The 17389-nt window shown below is 75.5% G+C and carries 15 protein-coding genes; 10 read left to right on the forward strand and 5 right to left on the reverse strand.

The genetic code is table 11. The annotated features are described in order from the left end of the window. Nucleotides 1–138 precede the first annotated feature (138 nt). The 3 genes from rplM (at nucleotide 139) to glmM (ending at nucleotide 2533) form a co-directional block, all read left to right on the forward strand. Nucleotides 139–582 (forward strand): 50S ribosomal protein L13, encoded by a 444-nt coding sequence (gene rplM / locus GA0070610_RS01785; protein WP_088998398.1) that lies wholly within the window; start codon nucleotides 139–141, stop codon nucleotides 580–582. 20 nt (nucleotides 583–602) lie between these two features. After that, on the forward strand, nucleotides 603–1067 hold the full coding sequence (rpsI, locus tag GA0070610_RS01790) for a 30S ribosomal protein S9 (protein WP_088998399.1): 465 nt from the start codon (nucleotides 603–605) through the stop codon (nucleotides 1065–1067). 110 nt (nucleotides 1068–1177) lie between these two features. Further along, nucleotides 1178–2533 carry a phosphoglucosamine mutase gene (gene glmM / locus GA0070610_RS01795; protein WP_088998400.1) on the forward strand — a complete coding sequence of 452 codons (1356 nt, stop codon included), beginning with the start codon at nucleotides 1178–1180 and terminating at the stop codon, nucleotides 2531–2533. 69 nt (nucleotides 2534–2602) lie between these two features. Here the strand turns inward: glmM and GA0070610_RS01800 are convergent, their stop codons facing one another. Together GA0070610_RS01800 and GA0070610_RS01805 are read right to left on the reverse strand one after the other, a co-directional pair. After that, the gene (locus tag GA0070610_RS01800; protein WP_088998401.1) at nucleotides 2603–3349 is read right to left on the reverse strand and encodes an ABC transporter ATP-binding protein; all 747 of its coding nucleotides are present in this window, start codon (nucleotides 3347–3349) and stop codon (nucleotides 2603–2605) included. 2 nt (nucleotides 3350–3351) lie between these two features. Beyond that, nucleotides 3352–6180 (reverse strand): FtsX-like permease family protein, encoded by a 2829-nt coding sequence (locus tag GA0070610_RS01805; RefSeq protein WP_172896348.1) that lies wholly within the window; start codon nucleotides 6178–6180, stop codon nucleotides 3352–3354. A 96-nt stretch (nucleotides 6181–6276) separates the two neighbouring features. Between GA0070610_RS01805 and GA0070610_RS30300 the strand changes: the two genes are divergently transcribed. Further along, entirely contained in the window at nucleotides 6277–6882 is a 606-nt protein-coding gene (locus tag GA0070610_RS30300; protein ID WP_157747018.1) for a PadR family transcriptional regulator, read from the forward strand. A 20-nt stretch (nucleotides 6883–6902) separates the two neighbouring features. On the opposite strand, the gene GA0070610_RS01815 is transcribed toward GA0070610_RS30300, so the two are convergent. Next, complete coding sequence (locus tag GA0070610_RS01815; protein WP_088998404.1) at nucleotides 6903–8093, reverse strand: pyridoxal phosphate-dependent aminotransferase; 1191 nt, start codon at nucleotides 8091–8093, stop codon at nucleotides 6903–6905. A gap of 203 nt (nucleotides 8094–8296) precedes the next feature. Between GA0070610_RS01815 and glmS the strand changes: the two genes are divergently transcribed. Further along, nucleotides 8297–10210, forward strand: coding sequence for a glutamine--fructose-6-phosphate transaminase (isomerizing) (gene glmS / locus GA0070610_RS01820; RefSeq protein ID WP_088998405.1), 1914 nt, complete (start codon nucleotides 8297–8299; stop codon nucleotides 10208–10210). Between the two features lie 65 nt (nucleotides 10211–10275). Here glmS and GA0070610_RS01825 read toward each other — a convergent pair whose 3' ends face one another. After that, nucleotides 10276–12147 carry an alpha/beta hydrolase gene (locus tag GA0070610_RS01825; RefSeq protein WP_231925877.1) on the reverse strand — a complete coding sequence of 624 codons (1872 nt, stop codon included), beginning with the start codon at nucleotides 12145–12147 and terminating at the stop codon, nucleotides 10276–10278. Further along, nucleotides 12144–12440, reverse strand: coding sequence for a type VII secretion target (locus GA0070610_RS01830; protein WP_088998406.1), 297 nt, complete (start codon nucleotides 12438–12440; stop codon nucleotides 12144–12146). Before GA0070610_RS01830 ends, GA0070610_RS01825 begins: the two co-directional genes overlap by 4 nt. A 175-nt stretch (nucleotides 12441–12615) precedes the next feature. Here GA0070610_RS01830 and GA0070610_RS01835 point away from each other — a divergent pair, with 175 nt between their 5' ends. From GA0070610_RS01835 to tsaE, 5 genes are all read left to right on the forward strand, one after another. Beyond that, complete coding sequence (locus GA0070610_RS01835; RefSeq protein WP_088998407.1) at nucleotides 12616–12984, forward strand: holo-ACP synthase; 369 nt, start codon at nucleotides 12616–12618, stop codon at nucleotides 12982–12984. 51 nt (nucleotides 12985–13035) lie between these two features. Next, on the forward strand, nucleotides 13036–14505 hold the full coding sequence (locus GA0070610_RS01840) for an NAD(P)H-hydrate dehydratase (RefSeq protein WP_088998408.1): 1470 nt from the start codon (nucleotides 13036–13038) through the stop codon (nucleotides 14503–14505). A 140-nt stretch (nucleotides 14506–14645) separates the two neighbouring features. Then, nucleotides 14646–15764 carry an alanine racemase gene (gene alr / locus GA0070610_RS01845; protein WP_088998409.1) on the forward strand — a complete coding sequence of 373 codons (1119 nt, stop codon included), beginning with the start codon at nucleotides 14646–14648 and terminating at the stop codon, nucleotides 15762–15764. Next, on the forward strand, nucleotides 15761–16852 hold the full coding sequence (locus GA0070610_RS01850; protein WP_088998410.1) for an alpha/beta fold hydrolase: 1092 nt from the start codon (nucleotides 15761–15763) through the stop codon (nucleotides 16850–16852). Before alr ends, GA0070610_RS01850 begins: the two co-directional genes overlap by 4 nt. Then, a complete protein-coding gene (gene tsaE, locus GA0070610_RS01855; RefSeq protein ID WP_088998411.1) occupies nucleotides 16849–17331 on the forward strand; it encodes a tRNA (adenosine(37)-N6)-threonylcarbamoyltransferase complex ATPase subunit type 1 TsaE in 483 nt (160 codons plus the stop codon). The genes GA0070610_RS01850 and tsaE overlap by 4 nt, the downstream gene beginning before the upstream one ends. Nucleotides 17332–17389: the final 58 nt, after the last annotated feature.

Here is a 17389-nt window from a genome sequence, read left to right on the forward strand (position 1 = left end):
GCCGACGGGGCGGCGGGTATCGTTGCCTGCTGTTGTACGACATCCAGAGGCGTGCCGCCTGAGGTACGCTTGGTCGTTCGTGCGCGCCCGGTAACCTCGGCGCGCGACCCCAGACCGACGACGAGACAAGGTATACCTGTGCGTACGTACAGCCCGAAGCCGGGTGAGATCGAGCGTCAGTGGCACGTCATCGACGCCTCTGATGTCGTGCTGGGCCGCCTGGCCACCCACGCCGCCACGCTGCTGCGCGGCAAGCACAAGCCGACTTTCGCGCCGCACGTCGACACGGGCGACTTCGTCGTCATCGTGAACGCGGGCAAGGTCGCGCTGACCGGCAACAAGCGCCACACCAAGGTCGCCTACCGCCACTCCGGCTACCCGGGTGGTCTGAAGCAGGTCGGCTACGACGAGCTGCTGACCAAGCGTCCCGAGCGGGCCATCGAGCTGGCCGTCAAGGGCATGCTCCCGCACAACAAGCTCGGCCGTCAGCTCATCAAGAAGCTGAAGGTCTACGCCGGTGCCGAGCACCCGCACGGCGCGCAGCAGCCGGTGCCGTTTGAGATCAAGCAGATCGCGCAGTGAGCGCGGGCGAAGGAAACAGCATGACCGACATCACCGAGACCGAGGTCGCCCCCGAGGCCACCGAGGCGCCGGCGCCCGTCGCCCGCGCGCCGCGTGGTGACCGCCCGATCCAGACCGTGGGTCGGCGCAAGGAGGCCATCGTCCGGGTGCGCATCGTCCCCGGCAGCGGCAAGATCACCTGCAACGGCCGTGACCTCGAGGCCTACTTCCCGAGCAAGGTGCACCAGCAGCTCATCAAGGACCCGCTGGTCACCGCCGAGAAGCCGGAGGCGTTCGACGTCATCGCCAACCTGCGTGGCGGCGGCACCACCGGTCAGGCTGGCGCGCTGCGGCTCGCCATCGCCCGGGCCCTGATCGTCAACGAGCCGGACGACCGCCCGGCGCTGAAGAAGGCCGGCTTCCTCACCCGGGACGCCCGGGTCAAGGAAAGCAAGAAGTACGGCCTCAAGAAGGCCCGCAAGGCTCCCCAGTACTCGAAGCGCTGATCAACAGCTGCGCGTTGTACTTCTGACGAACGGCCGGGTTCACCTCCCCTGGATGGGAGGTGGCCCGGCCGTTCGCCTTTCCTGGACCGTTTCATCGGAGGTTGGCGGGTATGGGCCGGTTGTTCGGCACGGACGGCGTACGCGGGCGGGCGAACGCGGATCTCACGCCTGAGTTGGCGCTGGCGGTGGCGGTCGCCGCCGCGCACACGCTCGCCGAGTCGGACCGGAGCCATCCCCCGCTGGCCGTGGTCGGGCGCGACACCCGGGCCAGCGGCGAGATGCTGGAGGCCGCCGTGGTCGCCGGGCTCACCAGCGCTGGCGCCAACGTGGTCCGGGTGGGTGTGCTGCCCACCCCGGCCGTGGCATTCCTCACCGCCGAGGCCAAGGCCGACCTGGGCGTGATGCTCTCCGCCTCGCACAACCCGATGCCCGACAACGGGATCAAGCTCTTCGCCGCCGGCGGGCACAAGCTGCCGGACGAGATCGAGATGCGGATCGAGGCGGCCGTCGAGGCGAACGCCACCACCGCCTGGAAGCGGCCGGTCGGCGCCGGCGTCGGCCGGGTGCACGACCTGCTCGACGGCGCCGACCACTACGTGCAGCACCTGATCGGCACCCTGCCGCACCGCCTCGACGGCCTCAAGGTCGTGGTCGACTGCGCCAACGGCGCGGCGGCCGAGGTGGCGCCGGTGGTGTACCGGGAGGCCGGTGCCGAGGTCGTCGCCATCTACGCCGAGCCCGACGGCCTCAACATCAACGACGAGTGCGGCTCCAACCACATCGAGGCCCTGCGGGCCGTCGTGGTCGAGCACGGCGCGCACCTGGGCATCGCCCACGACGGCGACGCCGACCGCTGCGTCGCGGTGACCGCCGACGGCGACGAGGTCGACGGCGACCAGGTGATGGCGATCCTCGCGCTCGCCATGCGGGAGGCCGGCACGCTCACCGACGACACCCTCGTCGCCACCGTGATGAGCAACCTCGGCCTGCGGCTGGCCATGTCCGCGCAGGGCATCCGACTCCTGGAGACCAAGGTCGGCGACCGGTACGTGCTGGAGGAGCTGCGCGCGTCCGGCCTGGCGCTGGGCGGCGAGCAGAGCGGGCACATCGTCATGCCGGCGTACGCCACCACCGGCGACGGCGTGCTGACCGGGCTGCACCTGATGTCCCGGCTCGCCGCCACCGGCAAGTCCCTCGCGGAGTTGGCCGCCGTGGTCACCAAGCTGCCGCAGGTGCTGATCAACGTGCCGGTCGGCGACCGTACGGTCGGCGCCGCCGCGCCCGCCGTCCGGGCCGAGGTCGAGCGGGCCGAGGCGGAGCTGGGGGAGAGCGGGCGGGTGCTGCTGCGTCCCTCCGGCACCGAGCCGCTGGTCCGGGTCATGGTCGAGGCGGCCACCGAGCGCGCCGCCCGCGAGACGGCCGAGCGCATCGCCGAGCAGGTCCGCACCGCCAGCCCGACCGCCTGACTTCTCCCGGCTGCCCGGGTCTGCCGCTGGCGGGCCCGGGCAGCCGTCCGTCGACGCCCGGAAGCGGTTCTACAGGCGCAGGCCGGCGGCGCGCCGGAAGGTGGCCGCCGGGTCCTCGCCGTCGGTGAGGTCCACGTCCTCCACGATCCGCCCGTCGCCGAGGCGGACGAGCCGGTCGCACCGGGCGGCCACCGCCCGCTCGTGCGTGGCGAGCAGGATCGTCATGCCGTGCCGGTCGCGTAGATCCAGCAGCAGGTCGAGGATCTGCCCCCCGGTGGCCGAGTCGAGGTTGCCGGTCGGTTCGTCGGCGAGCAGCAGCCCGGGGGCGCCCATCAGCGCCCGGGCGATCGCGACCCGCTGCTGCTGGCCGCCGGAGAGTTGAGCCGGCAGGGCCCGCTCGCGCCCGGCCAGGCCCACCGCGTCGAGCAACTCCCGGGCCCGGGCGGCGTGGTCGGCCCGCCCGCGCCGGGGCAGCACCGGCACGGTCACGTTGTCCAGCACGGTGAGGGCGGGCAGCAGGTGGTAGCGCTGGAAGACGAAGCCGACCCGCTGCCGGTACCGCGTGAGGGCGGCGCGGCCGAGCGCGGTGATCTCCCGCTCGTCCACGGTGATCGTGCCGGCGTCCACCTGCTCGATCGCGCCGATCATGTGCAGCAGCGTCGACTTGCCGGAGCCGCTGGGCCCGGTCAACGCCACCACCGTCCCCGCCGGGATCTCCAGGGACACGTCGTCGACCGCCGTCACCTGCTGCGGGCCGGCCCCGAAGCGCCGGACCAACCCGGCGACCCGGACCGTGCTGCCCGTCGTCGTTTCCATCGTCACTCCTCCGCGAGCAGTCGGGCGGTCGGCAGCCGGCGCAGCAGCGCGGCCGGGACCAGGGCGGCCACCGAGGTGACCAGGACACCGGCCGCCGCCACCAGCGCGGCGACCGTGACCAGGGCGCCGGGCAGGGCGCCGACCAGCCAGGCCGTCCCGGCCAACCCGAGGCCGGCGCCGGTGACCGCGCCGAGCACTCCGAGGGCCAGGCCCTCGTAACCGATCAGCCGGCCCAGCGCGGCGTCGCTCCAGCCGATCGCGCGCAGGGTCGCCAGTTCGGCGGCCCGGTCCCGGATGTTGAGGTAGAGCACGTCGGCGACCGCGGCGGCACCGAGCAGCACCGTCGCCACGGCGGCCATGGTGTCCGCGCCCCGCACGCTCAGCGACACCGTGTCGCCGAGCAGGCTGCCGACGATGGCGCCGCGGAACGCGTACCCGGCGGCGGCGACCAGGGTCAGCGCGGCCACCCCGATGGCCAGCGCGCCGGCCCCGAGCAGGGTGCGGCCGGGCGTGCGGGCCAGGTTGGCCAGGGCCAGGCCGGCCAGGGTGCGCGGCCGGCGTACCCAACGGGCCGTCGCCACCGCCGGGCGCAGCGCGGCGGCCGGGTGGGCGCGCGTGGCCCGCAGGGCCGGCGCCAGGCCCGCCACCAGCGCCAGCAGCAGCGCCACCGGTACGGCCAGCAGCGCCCGCCGCCACCCCACGTCGATGTCGAGCGCGACCCCGAGCGGGACCGCCAGCGCCAGCGCGAGCAGCCCGGCGGCCAGCCCGAGGGCGGCCACCTCGCCGAGGATCAGCGCGCCGATCCGCCGGGCCGGCCAGCCCAGGCAGGCGAGCACGGCGAGTTCGGAGCGTCGGTCCCGGACGGCGGCGGCGACCGCGTTGCCGAGGAAGAGCGCGCAGACCACCAGCACCAGTACGAAGAGCGCGACGCTCTTGCGGTCCACCGCCTTGGTGATCACCGAGGCGACCCCGAGCGCCGACCACTCCTCGGTCAGCCGCAGCGCCGGCCGGCCGAACGACCCGGCGGGCAGCTCCACGGCCTGCGGGGCTGGGGACGAGCCGAGCGTGATGTCGACGTCGAGCCCGGTGGCCTGGGCGATCCGCTCGGCGACCAGCCGGACCTGTTCGGCGGCGCGGTCGCTGTAGCCGCCCACGTCGGCGACCCGGACCCGGATCGCGCTGATCGGGGCGGTGAGCTGCGGGCTGCCGCCGCCGGCCAGCAGCTTCGGCACGCTGGCCAGGCTGGTCAGCAGCAGCGGCGGGGCGGAGAGGTGGCCGGCCGGGTTGCCGCCCGGCTCCAGCGGCCGGCCGGCCAGGGCGTCCCGACTGCGGGCGTCGGCGCCCTGCGCCGACGGCGGCTCGTACGTCTCCAGCGGCACCCGCCCGAGGTCGCTGAAGCCGGTCAGCTTCGCCGGATCGAAGACCCCCACGGCCCGCCAGCTCCGGTACAGGGTGCCGGGCACGGCCTTCTTCAGCGGAAGCCTGCGCAGCGACCGTGCTCCGGTGTCCTCGGCCAGCCAGGGACGCGGGTAGGGGTTGAACGTGGCCTGGTCGCCGTAGATCGCCGGATCGGCCGCTGGGAGGGCGCCGACCCGCAGCGTGCCGTCGGGCAGCCGGTCGTACCGGGTCGGCCCGGCCTGCACCATCGTCTGGAGCTGGCCGAAGCAGCAGCCGTCCGGGGAGAGACCCGTGGCGAGCCGGGTACGCCAGCCGGTGGCGACGTCCTGGCGGGCGTCGCCGGCGGGAAGCGCGGGACCACGCCCCAGGACCCGTTCCAGCTCGGCGAGTCCGACCCCGGCCGGGCGGGCTGCGGGCAGCCGGGTGAAGCTGGCGCGCAGCTCCTCGTCGACGAAGGGGCTGCTGGTGGCGAGCACCGGCACGGTGTGCATCTCCGCCCCGCCCGTCCGCCTGACGGCGACGGTGTCGTCCTGGCCCAGCGCGCGCCCGTCGACCAGCGCGCCGCCGAGGCCCACGAGGCGGTCCTCGGCGGCCGGGTCAACGGCGGCGAGCAGGAGCGGCACCGTCAAATGGACCGCGATCCGCAGCCGGTCCGAGGTGGACGGGGTGCCCGACCACTCGTCGGCGAGGACGCCCCCGCCGGCCTCGAACCGGCCGTCCGGGAGCATCCGTACGGCCAACAGCGACCACTCCTCGCGCTCGGAGTACGCGCCCGGGCTGCCCAGGGTGGAGCGGGGGTCGCAGACGGCCTGGGTACGGCCGTCGGGCAGTACCTCGCGGGGCGCGGCCCACCCGCACGCGGCCCACGGATAGCTTCGCCCGTCGGTGTACGGGGTGGAGTCGCTGGACTGGGCAACGTCGGTGCGGGGGTAGATCAACGGGTGGGTGGTGACGTACACGAAGCGGGGCCGGCCCGGCGCGCCGGACAGCCCGCGCTCGGCGACGAACCGGGGATCGACGCGGATGACCTGCCGGTCGAGCGAGCGGTCGACGGCGTCGGTCAGGTCCAGCGGGGTCGGCACCGGGACGGTGGAGTGTCCGAGCATCGCGATGGGGGCGGCGACGTCCACCCCGGTGACCGCCTTCACCTGCTCGTACTGCGTGGTGGTGATGCCGCCGAAGAGGCCGGAGAGGTAGTTGGGCTGGACGAGCCGGCGTTCGGCCTCCAGCGGGGTGCGGGTGCCCTGCGGGCGGACCAGGATGTCGTAGGCGGCTTCGGTGTTCCGCTCGACGGCGCCCGTGACGTCGAGGCGGGAGGTGGTGGTGGCGCCGGTCAGCACGACGAAACCGGTGGTCGCCACCAGTACGCCGAGCAGCAGCGCCACCGACCGTCCCGCACGGCCGCGAAGCTGTCTCCAGATGATGTTGAGCATGTCGCGCCTCCCCGTGTGCTGAGCACACTGTGCGCGATACATTGTGACAATGCAAGGCTCGGCGGCGGTCAGCCCCGGGTCGGATCGGAGCAGACGGTGGCGATACAGCACGCGGTCCTGGCCCTGCTCGCCGGCGGCCCCAGCTACGGCTACGAGCTGAAGGGCGCCTTCGAGGAGGCGGTCGGCCCGCAGTGGGGGCCGCTCAACATCGGGCACCTCTACCAGATCCTCGACCGGCTCTCCCGCGACGGTCTGGTGGTGGCCGAGCGGCATCCCCAGCCGGTCAAGCCCGACCGGGTGGTCTACGAGATCACCCCGGAGGGCCAGGCCGAGCTGGCGCGCTGGCTCGGCGAGCCCAGCCCGCGCAGCGGCGGGTTCCGGGACGACTTCTTCCTCAAGGTGACCGCCGCGGCCCGCTCCGGCGAGCCGGCCACGGTGCGGACGGTGCTCGGCAACCAGCGCGGTCACCTGATGCGGGAGCTGCGCAACCTCGACGGGCTGCGCCGCGCGGCCGACGATCCGGTGGTCGGCCTGCTGCTCTCGGCGGCGGCCCGACACGTCGAGGCCGACCTGGCCTTCGTCGACGACGCCGAGGCGGTGCTGCTCGCGGACGGCGCAGCGGCGCTCGCCCGGCTCCGGACGCCCCGCTCCGAGGACGCGCCGTCGCAGCGCCGGGACGGCCCGACCCGGGCGGCCGGCTGACGGTCAGGCGTACGCGGCGGTCAGCCGGTTGCCAGGCGACGCAGTCGGTCGACCGCCTCGGCCAGCACCTCGGGGCGCTTGCAGAAGGCGAAGCGGACGAGGTGCCGGCCCGCCTCCGCGTCGTCGTAGAAGACCTGGGTCGGCACAGCGACCACGCCGCACCGCTCGGGCAGCGACCGGCAGAACTCCACCCCGTCCCGGCCGCCGAGCCCGGTGACGTCGGCGGTGACGAAGTAGGTGCCCTCCGGCGCGAGCACCTCGAACCCGGCGTCGGTCAGCCCGCCGACGAGCTGGTCGCGGCGGGCCCGCATGCCGTCGCGGAAGTCGGTGAAGTAGCCGTCCGGCAGGGCGAGGGCCACCGCGACCGCCGGCTGGAGCGGCGCGGCGTTGACGAAGGTGAGGAACTGCTTCACCCGCAGCACCGCCGACACCAGGGCCGCCGGCCCGCTCGCCCAGCCGACCTTCCAACCGGTGCAGGAGAACGTCTTGCCGGCCGACGAGATGCGCAGCGTGCGCTCGCGCATCCCGGGCAGCGTGGCCAGCGGCACGTGCGGGGTGGCCGCGTCGGTGAAGACGAGGTGCTCGTAGACCTCGTCGGTCACCGCGTACGCGTCGTGCTCCTGGCACAGCTCGGCGATCAGCGCCAGCTCGTCAGGGGTGAACACCTTGCCGGTCGGGTTGTGCGGCGAGTTCAGCAGCACGAGCCGGGTACGCGGGCCGAACGCGGCGCGCAGGGCGGCCGGGTCGAAGGCGTACCGGCCGTCGGCGGCGGGACGCAGCGTGACCGGGCGCCGGGCCGCGCCGGCCAGGGCGATCGAGGCGGCGTACGAGTCGTAGTAGGGCTCGAAGCAGACCACCTCGTCGCCCGGCTCGCAGAGCCCGAGGATGGCGGCGGCGATCGCCTCGGTGGCGCCCGCCGTCACCACGATCTCGCCGTCCGGGTCGTACTCCAGCCCCCAGAACCGGCGCTGGTGCGCCGCCACCGCCGCGCGCAACGCCGGGATGCCGGGGCCCGGCGGGTACTGGTTCTGCCCGGTGCGCAGCGCCTGCGCGGCGGCGGCGAGCATCTCCGGCGGCCCGTCGGTGTCGGGGAAGCCCTGCCCGAGGTTGACGGCGCCGGTGCGGACGGCGAGGGCGGACATCTCGGCGAAGATGGTCGTCCCGAAGGGGCGCATCCGGGCCACCAGCGGATCCACGTCGGCGGTCGTCACGCCCGCCAGCCTACGGACTCCCGGCGTGGCTTCAACCCCCTGCCGGGGCCGCCGCCACGCCCGAAACCGGGTCCGACGTCCCCTCCGGCCGGCGGAAGTATGTCACCGAACGTGTCGGTTCCCCTCCGATCGCTCAAGTTAGCTGATCGTTTGGCCGGCTTTCGCGCACGCGCGATGAGCGGAACTAGGTTAGGCTGCGGGTCATGTGTGGAATCGTGGGTTACGCCGGCGCGCGCCCGGCGCTCGGCATCGTGCTCGACGGACTGCGGCGGCTCGAGTACCGCGGCTACGACTCGGCCGGCGTCGCCATCGTCTGCGACGGCGCACTGCTGACCGAGAAGAAGGCCGGCAAGCTGGCCAACCTGGAGAAGGTGCTCTCCGAGCGGGCCGCCGAGGACCCCACGTCCTGCGCGGCCAGCCCGATCGGCATCGGGGACGGCACGACCGGCATCGGGCACACCCGCTGGGCCACCCACGGCGGCCCGACCGACCGCAACGCCCACCCGCACCTGGCCCCCGACGGCCGCGTCGCCGTGATCCACAACGGCATCATCGAGAACTTCGCGAAGCTGCGCGCCGAGCTGGAGGCCGACGGCGTCCAGTTCACCAGCGACACCGACACCGAGTGCGCGGCGCACCTGCTCTCCGCCGCGCTCGCCGACCTGCGCGCCGCCGGCCACCCCGACGGGCCGCAGCTGCTCGCCGCCGGCATGCGGGTGGTCTGCCAGCGGCTGGAGGGCGCGTTCACGCTGCTCGCCGTCGACGCCGCGGTGCCCGGCGCGGTGGTCGGCGCCCGCCGCAACTCCCCGCTCGTCGTCGGGCGCGGCGACGGGGAGAACTACCTGGCCAGCGACGTGGCCGCGTTCATCGAGCACACCCGGGAGGCGGTGGAGCTCGGCCAGGACCAGATCGTCCTCATCACCGGCGACACCATCGAGATCACCGACTTCGCCGGGCAGCCCGCCAGCGGCAAGGACTTCCACATCGACTGGGACTCCTCCGCCGCCGAGAAGGGTGGCTACGACTGGTTCATGCTCAAGGAGATCGAGGAGCAGCCGCAGGCCATCGCCGACACGCTGCTCGGCCGGCTCACCGACTCCGGCGAGATCATGCTCGACGAGGTCCGCCTCAGCGACCAGGATCTGCGCGACGTCGACAAGATCTTCATCGTCGCCTGCGGCACCGCGTACCACTCCGGCCTGGTCGCCAAGTACGCCATCGAGCACTGGACCCGGATCCCGTGCGAGGTGGAACTGGCCAGCGAGTTCCGCTACCGCGACCCGGTCCTCGACCGGTCCACGCTGATCGTGGTGATCTCGCAGTCCGGCGAGACGATGGACACCCTGATGGCGCTGCGGCACGCCAAGGAGCAGAAGGCCCGGGTGCTGGCCATCTGCAACACCAACGGCTCCACCATCCCCCGCGAGTCCGACGCGGTCCTCTACACCCACGGCGGGCCGGAGATCGCCGTCGCCTCCACCAAGGCGTTCCTCACCCAGCTCGTCGCCTGCTACCTGATCGGCCTGCACCTGGCCCAGGTGCGCGGCATCAAGTTCGCCGACGAGGTGGCCGCCGTGGTGGCCCAGCTCCAGGAGATGCCGGGCAAGCTGCGCGAGCTGCTGGAGCGGATCGAGCCCGTCCGCGAGCTGGCCCGCGACCTGAAGGCCGAGCCGACCGTGCTCTTCATCGGCCGGCACGTCGGCTACCCGGTGGCCCTGGAGGGCGCGCTCAAGCTCAAGGAGCTGGCGTACATGCACGCCGAGGGCTTCGCCGCCGGCGAGCTGAAGCACGGCCCGATCGCGCTGATCGACAAGGGCACCCCGGTCATCTGCATCGTGCCGTCCCCGGTCGGCCGCGGGATGCTGCACGACAAGGTCGTCTCCAACATCCAGGAGGTACGGGCGCGCGGCGCCCGGACGATCGTGATCGCGGAGGAGGGCGACGAGGCGGTCGTCCGCTACGCCGACCACCTGATCTACGTGCCGCGTACGCCGACGCTGCTCGCGCCGCTGGTCACGACCGTGCCGTTGCAGGTCATGGCGGCCGAGATCGCCGCCGCCCGGGGGCACGACGTGGACCAGCCCCGCAACCTGGCCAAGTCGGTGACGGTCGAGTAGCCCGCGCCGCCGCGCCACGGGCTCCCGTCCACCCGCCGGTGGGCGGGGGCCCGCCGCGTGCGGGGTCACCGGCCGAGCACCACCCGGGCCATCCCGTCGAGGGCCGGGTTGCCCGCCTCCCAGTAGCCGGTGTGCCCGTGCCGGCCGCTGGGGAACGTACGCCCGCCGAAGCCCGGGTGGGACGGATCCTGCCCGAACCACAGCTCCCGCTCCGGCGCGCCGAGCAGTGCCCCGATCGCCGGGCCGACCGGCGACGCGCCCAGCAGGGCCCGGCGGGCCAACTCGTCCGGGGACCGGGCCCACCGGATCACGTCGTCCGGCGCGGTGCTCGCCCAGACCTGCCCGGGTGGCAGGCCCAGCTCGCCCGCGTGCGCGACGCCCACCCCGGGCGAGCCGACGAAGACCAGCGCGTCGGCGGCCAGCCCATGGTCGCGGGCGGCCGTGCCGACCACCAGCGAGCCGTAGCTGTGCCCGAGCACGGTCTGCCGGCCCGGTGGGTCGTCGTGGGTCGCCCGCAGCCCCTCCTGGAAGCGGTGCAGCGCCGGGCCGGCGTCCCGGGCCTGGCCCGGCCAGGCCGCCTCGTGCAGGAAGTCGGGTGCGTCGTAGTCCAGCCAGAGCACGGCGGCGGCCTCCTGCCCGGAGTCGAGCGCGCCGCAGCGGGACAGCACCCGGGCCGCCCGACCCAGCTCGCCGGGCACGTCGTGCAGGCCGGCGGTCATCCCCGGCACGTAGGTCAGCACCCGGGCCGACCGGTCCGGGTTTCCCAGCGCCACCACCGCCCGCCCCTCACCGGCCGTGCCCAGCCCCAGCAGGTAGGCCCGGGGCTGCTCGTCGCCGGCCAGGCGGGCGGCCAGCGCGTCCAGCCCCGCCAGGGACTTCCCGACGCGCGCCAGCCCGGCCAGCTCGACCGGCCCGCGCGGCACCCGCTCCAGCAGCCGTCGCCGCGCGGCCAGCAACTCCTCCCGGCGCGCCCCGAGGAGCAACCGGTTGGCCTGGTCCCGGGCGGCCACCGGCACCCCGTCGAGGCGGCCGACCAGCCCCGGCTCGTACGCGACCAGCCACCGGCGCTGCGCCGGGGTGAGCCCCGCCCACCACGCCCGAACCGTGGCCGGGTCGGCGCCGGGTGCCGGGCGACCGGGCGGCGGCACGTCGGCCCATGCCACGCGGGCGCCGTCGGCCAGCGCGCCCAGCCGGGCCGCGGCCTCCCGGTCGGCCGCACCGGCCAGTTCCAGCGCCGCCCGGATCGCCGCCCCCGCCCCGGCCGGGCCCGTCCCGGATCCGCCCGCTCCGCCCGAGCCGGACCCACCGGATACGCCTGCACCGGTTCCGCCCGCGCTGGACCCGCCCGCGCCGGCTGCGCCCGTGTCGGTCCGGCCCGTCCCGGGACGGGCGGTCGCCGGGGCGCGGGCGGGGCCGGCGGTGACCCGGCCCTGACGGTCCACCAGCAGCCCGGCCGCCTCGGCGTGGGCCACGGCGGCGGCGAGCCGGGCCTTGGCGACGCCCAGCCGGGCGGCGAACTCCGCCAACACCTGGTCGGCCTCGATCAGGGCGGGGCGGACGGCCGTCAGCTCACCGCGCAGCGCCGCCAGCCGGGCGTCGGCGGCGTCGGCCGCCCCACCCGACCAGCCGCCCCGCAGCACCGCCGCGCCAGCGGCCAGCTCGCCGGCCCGGTGGGCCACCGGCTCGGTCAGCCCCCGCCAGGCGGCCCCGGCGGCCCGCCACGCGTCGGGATCGGCCGCCCACAGCTGCCGGTAGGAGACGTCCGCCGCCCGGTGGCCGACGACCGCCGCCCGGTCGGCGGGGTGCGCCGGGCGCGTCGGAGGCGTCGGGGGTGCCGGAGGGTCCGGGCGCGCCGGGTGCGCCGGGTGCCCGGCCCGGGCCGCCGGAGCCGATGCCCGGGCCGCCGGACCCGACGCCGGGGGTGCCGGGGCGGTCACCGGGACAGCGCGGTGAGCCGGCCGGCCGCCCGGTCGTCCACCGTCTCGTACGCCTCGGCGGCCGCCCGGACCGCCCTGGCCGTGTGGGCCGCCCGGGCGCCGAGTCCGCCGAGCCAGGCGTGCACGGCCGACTCCAGCCCGGTCAACGCCGCCCCGGCCGACCACTCCGGGGCCGGCACCACCAGCCCGGACGCCCCGGCCAGCCCGTGCCCCAGCCGGTACGCGTCGTCGTCGAGCCCGTGCGCGGCCCGGCGCAGCACGCCGGGTCGTACGGTCAACGGCCCCTCGGTCATCCTCGGCCCCCCGCCTCGCGAGAACATCGATGGCTGCGACGCTAGGCGCCGTCCACACCCCGGCGCGTGCCCTGTGGACGACGGTCCCCGCGGCCCACGGCCGGTCGTCCACAGGCGTTGCCGCGCGCGCAACCGGCGGCTAATGTGCGCCCGCCCGCGCCGGTAGGGTGAGCGGGTGATCGTCGCTGTCGGCATCGACGTCGTCCTCGTCGAGCGGTTCGCCAAGGCACTGGCACGCACACCGCTGCTCGCCGACCGGCTCTTCACGGAGGCCGAGCGCCGCACGCGCTCGGGCAACCCGCGCTCGCCCGAGTCCCTGGCGGCCCGCTTCGCCGCCAAGGAGGCGGTCGCCAAGGCGCTCGGCGCACCGGCAGGCCTGAGCTGGCACGACTGCGAGATCGTGCCGGACCCGGACGGCCGGCCCTGGCTGACCGTCTCCGGCACGGTCGCGGCGGCGGCCACCGAACGCGGGGTCAACCGCTGGCATCTCTCGTTGTCGCACGACGGCGGGATCGCCTCGGCGATGGTGGTCGCGGAACGGTGATCGGGGCGGGCCGGTTCGCGGCACGCCGGTAGTCGGACGGGACGGGGCGGCATGAGACAGGTGTGGCGGGTCGCGGACGTACGCACGGCGGAGGCGGGCCTGATGGCCACGCTCCCCGCCGGGACGCTGATGAAGCGGGCGGCCGCCGGGCTGGCCCGCCGCTGCGCCCTGTTGCTCGCCGAGCGGGGCGGCGTCTACGCCGCGCGGGTGCTGCTGCTGGTCGGCTCCGGCGACAACGGCGGCGACGCGCTCTACGCCGGCGCGCACCTGGCCCGGCGGGGCGCGGCCGTGTCGGCGCTGCTGCTGACCCCCGGCCGGGCGCACGCGGAGGGGCTGGCCGCGCTGCGGGCCGCGGGCGGGCGGACCGTCGACCGGCCGCCGGGGACCGTCGACCTGGTGCTGGACGGCATCGTCGGCATCGGCGGGCGCGGCGGGCTGCGCGACACCGCCGACCAGCTCGCCGCCAGCCTCGTGCGGCACCGCGGCCGCGACGGCGCCCCCGCCGCGGTCGTCGCCGTGGACGTGCCCAGCGGGGTGGCGGTCGACACCGGCCACGTGCCGCTGACCGCCTCCGGCCGCCCCAGCGCCGTACGGGCCGACGTGACGGTGACGTTCGGCGGGCTGAAGCCCGCGCTGGTGGTGGGCCCGGCCGCCGTACTCGCCGGCGAGGTGGAGCTGGTCGACATCGGGCTCGAGCCGTGGCTGCGGGGCAGCCCGGCGCTGGGCGTCACCGAGTGGTCGGACGTCGCCGACTGGTGGCCCCGGCTCGGCCCGGCCTCCGAGAAGTACACCCGGGGCGTGGTGGGCGTCGCGACCGGCTCGGCGACCTACCCCGGCGCGGCCGTGCTCTCGGTCGCGGGCGCGCTGGCCGGCCCGACGGGTCTGGTCCGCTACGCCGGCTCGGCACGGGCCGACGTGCTGCGCCGGCACCCGTCGGTGATCGCGACCGGTCGGGTCGCCGACGCCGGACGGGTACAGGCGTGGGTCTGCGGCTCCGGCCTGGGCACCGGCGAGGAGGCGGCCCGGGAGCTGCGGGCGGTGCTCGCCGCCCCGGTGCCGGTGGTGCTCGACGCCGACGCGCTGACCCTGCTGGTCGACGGCTCGCTCGCCGACCGGTTGCGCAGGCGGGACGCCCCGATCGTGGTCACCCCGCACGACCGGGAGTTCACCCGGCTCTGTGGGGAGGAACCGGGCGCCGACCGGGTGGGCGCGACGCTGCGGCTGGCCGCCTGGATGAACGCGGTGGTGCTGCTCAAGGGCGACCGCACGGTGATCGGCACGCCGGACGGCCGGGCGTACGTCAACCCGACCGGCACCTCCGCGCTGGCCACCGGGGGCACGGGCGACGTCCTGGCCGGGCTGCTCGGCGCGCTGCTCGCGGCCGGGCTGCCTCCGGAGCGGGCGGCGGCCGCCGCCGCGTACCTGCACGGGCTGGCGGGACGGGAGGCGGCCCGGGGCGGTCCGGTGACGGCGCCCGACGTGGCCGACGCCCTGCGCCCGGTCCTCGCCCGACTGCGCTGATCCGGCCGCACCCTCCACGTCGGCGATGCCGCGTTCCCGTGCCCAGGGGACGCGGCACCTGCCACGACCGGCTGCGACCTGCCACGACCGGCTGCGCCGGCCTCGGTCGGGGGGATCGGCGCGGAAAGTAGGCTGGGGGCATGTGGCAGGCCGAGGTGCGCGTGGACCTGGACGCGATCCGCGAGAACGTGAGCCGGCTGAGGTCCGGCACCGGCGCCGAGCTGATGGCGGTGGTGAAGGCCGACGGCTACGGCCACGGCATGGTCCCGGCCGCCCGCGCCGCCCTCGACGCCGGAGCCGACTGGCTCGGGGTCTGCACGCTGGACGAGGCGCTCACGCTGCGCCGGGCCGGGCTCGACGTGCCCGTGCTGGCCTGGCTCCTCGCGCCGGGGCTGCCGCTGCACGAGGGCGTCGCCGCCGGGGTCGACCTCGGCGTCGCCAGCCTGCCCCAGCTCGCCGAGATGGTCGAGGCGGGCCGCGCCGCCGGCCGGCCGGCCCGGCTGCACCTCAAGATCGACACCGGCCTGGCCCGGGGCGGCGCGACCGTCGCCGACTGGCCGGCCCTGCTCGACGCCGCCGCCAAGGCACAGGCCGACGGCCTGGTCGAGGTGGTCGGGGTGTGGAGCCACTTCGTGTACGCGGACTCGCCCGGCCACCCGACCATCGACCGCCAGCTCGCCGTCTTCCACGAGGGGATCGGCATGGCCGAGCAGGCCGGCCTGCGGCCGCGCTACCGGCACCTGGCCAACTCGGCCGCCACCCTCACCCGGCCCGACACCCACTTCGACCTGGTCCGCCCCGGGCTGGCCGTCTACGGTCTCTCCCCCGTGGCCGGCGAGCGCTACGGGCTGCGCCCGGCGATGACCGCCCGGGCCCGGGTGATGCTGACCAAGCGCGTCCCCGCCGGCTCCGGCGTCTCGTACGGGCACACCTACACCACCGAGCGGGAGGCGAACCTCGCGGTGGTGCCGCTCGGCTACGCCGACGGGGTGCCCCGGCACGCCTCGAACAGCGGCCCGGTGCAGCTCGGCGGCAAGCGTCGGACGATCTCGGGTCGGGTCTGCATGGACCAGTTCGTGCTCGACTGCGGCGACGACCCGGTGGCCGCCGGCGACGTCGTCACCCTCTTCGGCGACGGCGCCGACGGCGGGCCCACCGCCGACGACTGGGCCGAGGCGGCCGGCACGATCAACTACGAGATCGTCACCCGGTTCGGCGGCACCCGCGTGTCCCGCGTCTACGACGGCGAGCGCCCGTGACGTCCCGCTCCCGCATCCCGCTGCCGCGTACCGGGCACGCCAGGGCGGCCGTCGGCGCCCTGGCCGCCGTAGGGGTCGCCGCCGCCGGGCTCGCGGCCGGCGTCGCCACCGAACGTGCCCTGGTCCGCAAGCTCAAGGCCGACCCCGCCGACCCGTACGCGGGCGAGGTCTTCGGCGACCAGTGGCACGACGAGTCCTTCCGGCTGGAGATGCCCGACGGCACCGACATCCACGTCGAGGTGGTGGAGCCGACCCGGCCCGTGCCCGGCAACCCGACCGTGGTGCTGGTGCACGGCTTCTGCCTCGACATGGGCACCTTCCACTTCCAGCGCAAGCTGCTCGCCGAGCGGGGCGAGCACCGGATCGTCGCGTACGACCAGCCCGGGCACGGCCGGTCCGGGCGGCTGGAGACCGGCGAGTACGACCTCACCGCGCTCGGCCGGACGCTGCGCGAGGTGATCGACCGGACCGCCCCGGAGGGGCCGCTGGTGCTGGTCGGCCACTCGATGGGTGGGATGACCATCATGGCGTTCGCCGAGCTGTTTCCGGAGCTGTTCGGCGACCGGGTCGTGGGCACCGTACTGATGGCCACCTCGGGCGGCCTGCTCGCCGAGACCAAGCTGGTGGCGCCCGCCCTGCTCGGCCGGGTCGGCGCGCCGGTGCTGCACATGGTCGGCAACGTCACCCGCTACGGCGGCCCCGTGATCGACCGGGCGCGCCGCTCCACCACCAACGTGGCCTGGCTGCTCACCCGCAAGTACGGCTTCGGCACCCGCCACCCCAGCGCGGCCCTGGTGTCGTACGTCGAGACGATGAACTCCCGCACGTCCGCCGACACGGTGACGCGCTACCTGCGGACGCTGGCCACGCACTCCCGGTTCCCGGCGCTCGCCGCGCTGGCGGACACCCCCGTGCTGGTGGTCGTCGGCGACAAGGACATGATCACCCCCGTGACGCACTCCGAGGAGATCGTCCGGCGGCTGCCGCACGCCGAGTTCGTCAAGATCTCCGACAGTGGGCACGTGGTGATGCTGGAGCACGCCGACGAGGTCGACGCGGCGCTGGTCCGGTTCCTGGAGGCGCTGTGAGTCACGTCGTGAAGCTGCCGACGGTCGAGGACACCCACGAGTTCGGGCGGCGGCTGGCCGGGCTGCTGCGCGCCGGCGACCTGCTGCTGCTGACCGGGCCGCTCGGCGCCGGCAAGACCGCGCTGACCCGGGGCATCGGGGCCGGGCTCGGCGTGCTCGGGGACGTCACCTCGCCCACCTTCGTGATCGCCCGGGTGCACCGGCCCGACCCGGCCCGGGGCGGCACGGTGGCGCTGGTGCACGCCGACGCGTACCGGCTGGGGGACGCCGCCGACCCGCGCGCCGAGATCGACGACCTCGACCTGGACGCCTCGGTGGACGAGTCGGTGACCGTGGTGGAGTGGGGCGAGGGACTGGTCGAGCAGCTCGTCGACGCCCACCTGCGGGTACGCGTCGACCGCCGCGACGACGACACCCGGGTGGTCGAGCTGGAGCCGGTGGGCGACGACTGGGCACAGCGCCTGGCCGCCCTCGGGTGAGCGCTGTCGTACCGGCTGCCTAGAGTGCGCGGGACGGACCCGACAGGCGAAAGGTTGC

This window comes from Micromonospora echinofusca, assembly GCF_900091445.1.
Classification (GTDB): domain Bacteria; phylum Actinomycetota; class Actinomycetes; order Mycobacteriales; family Micromonosporaceae; genus Micromonospora; species Micromonospora echinofusca.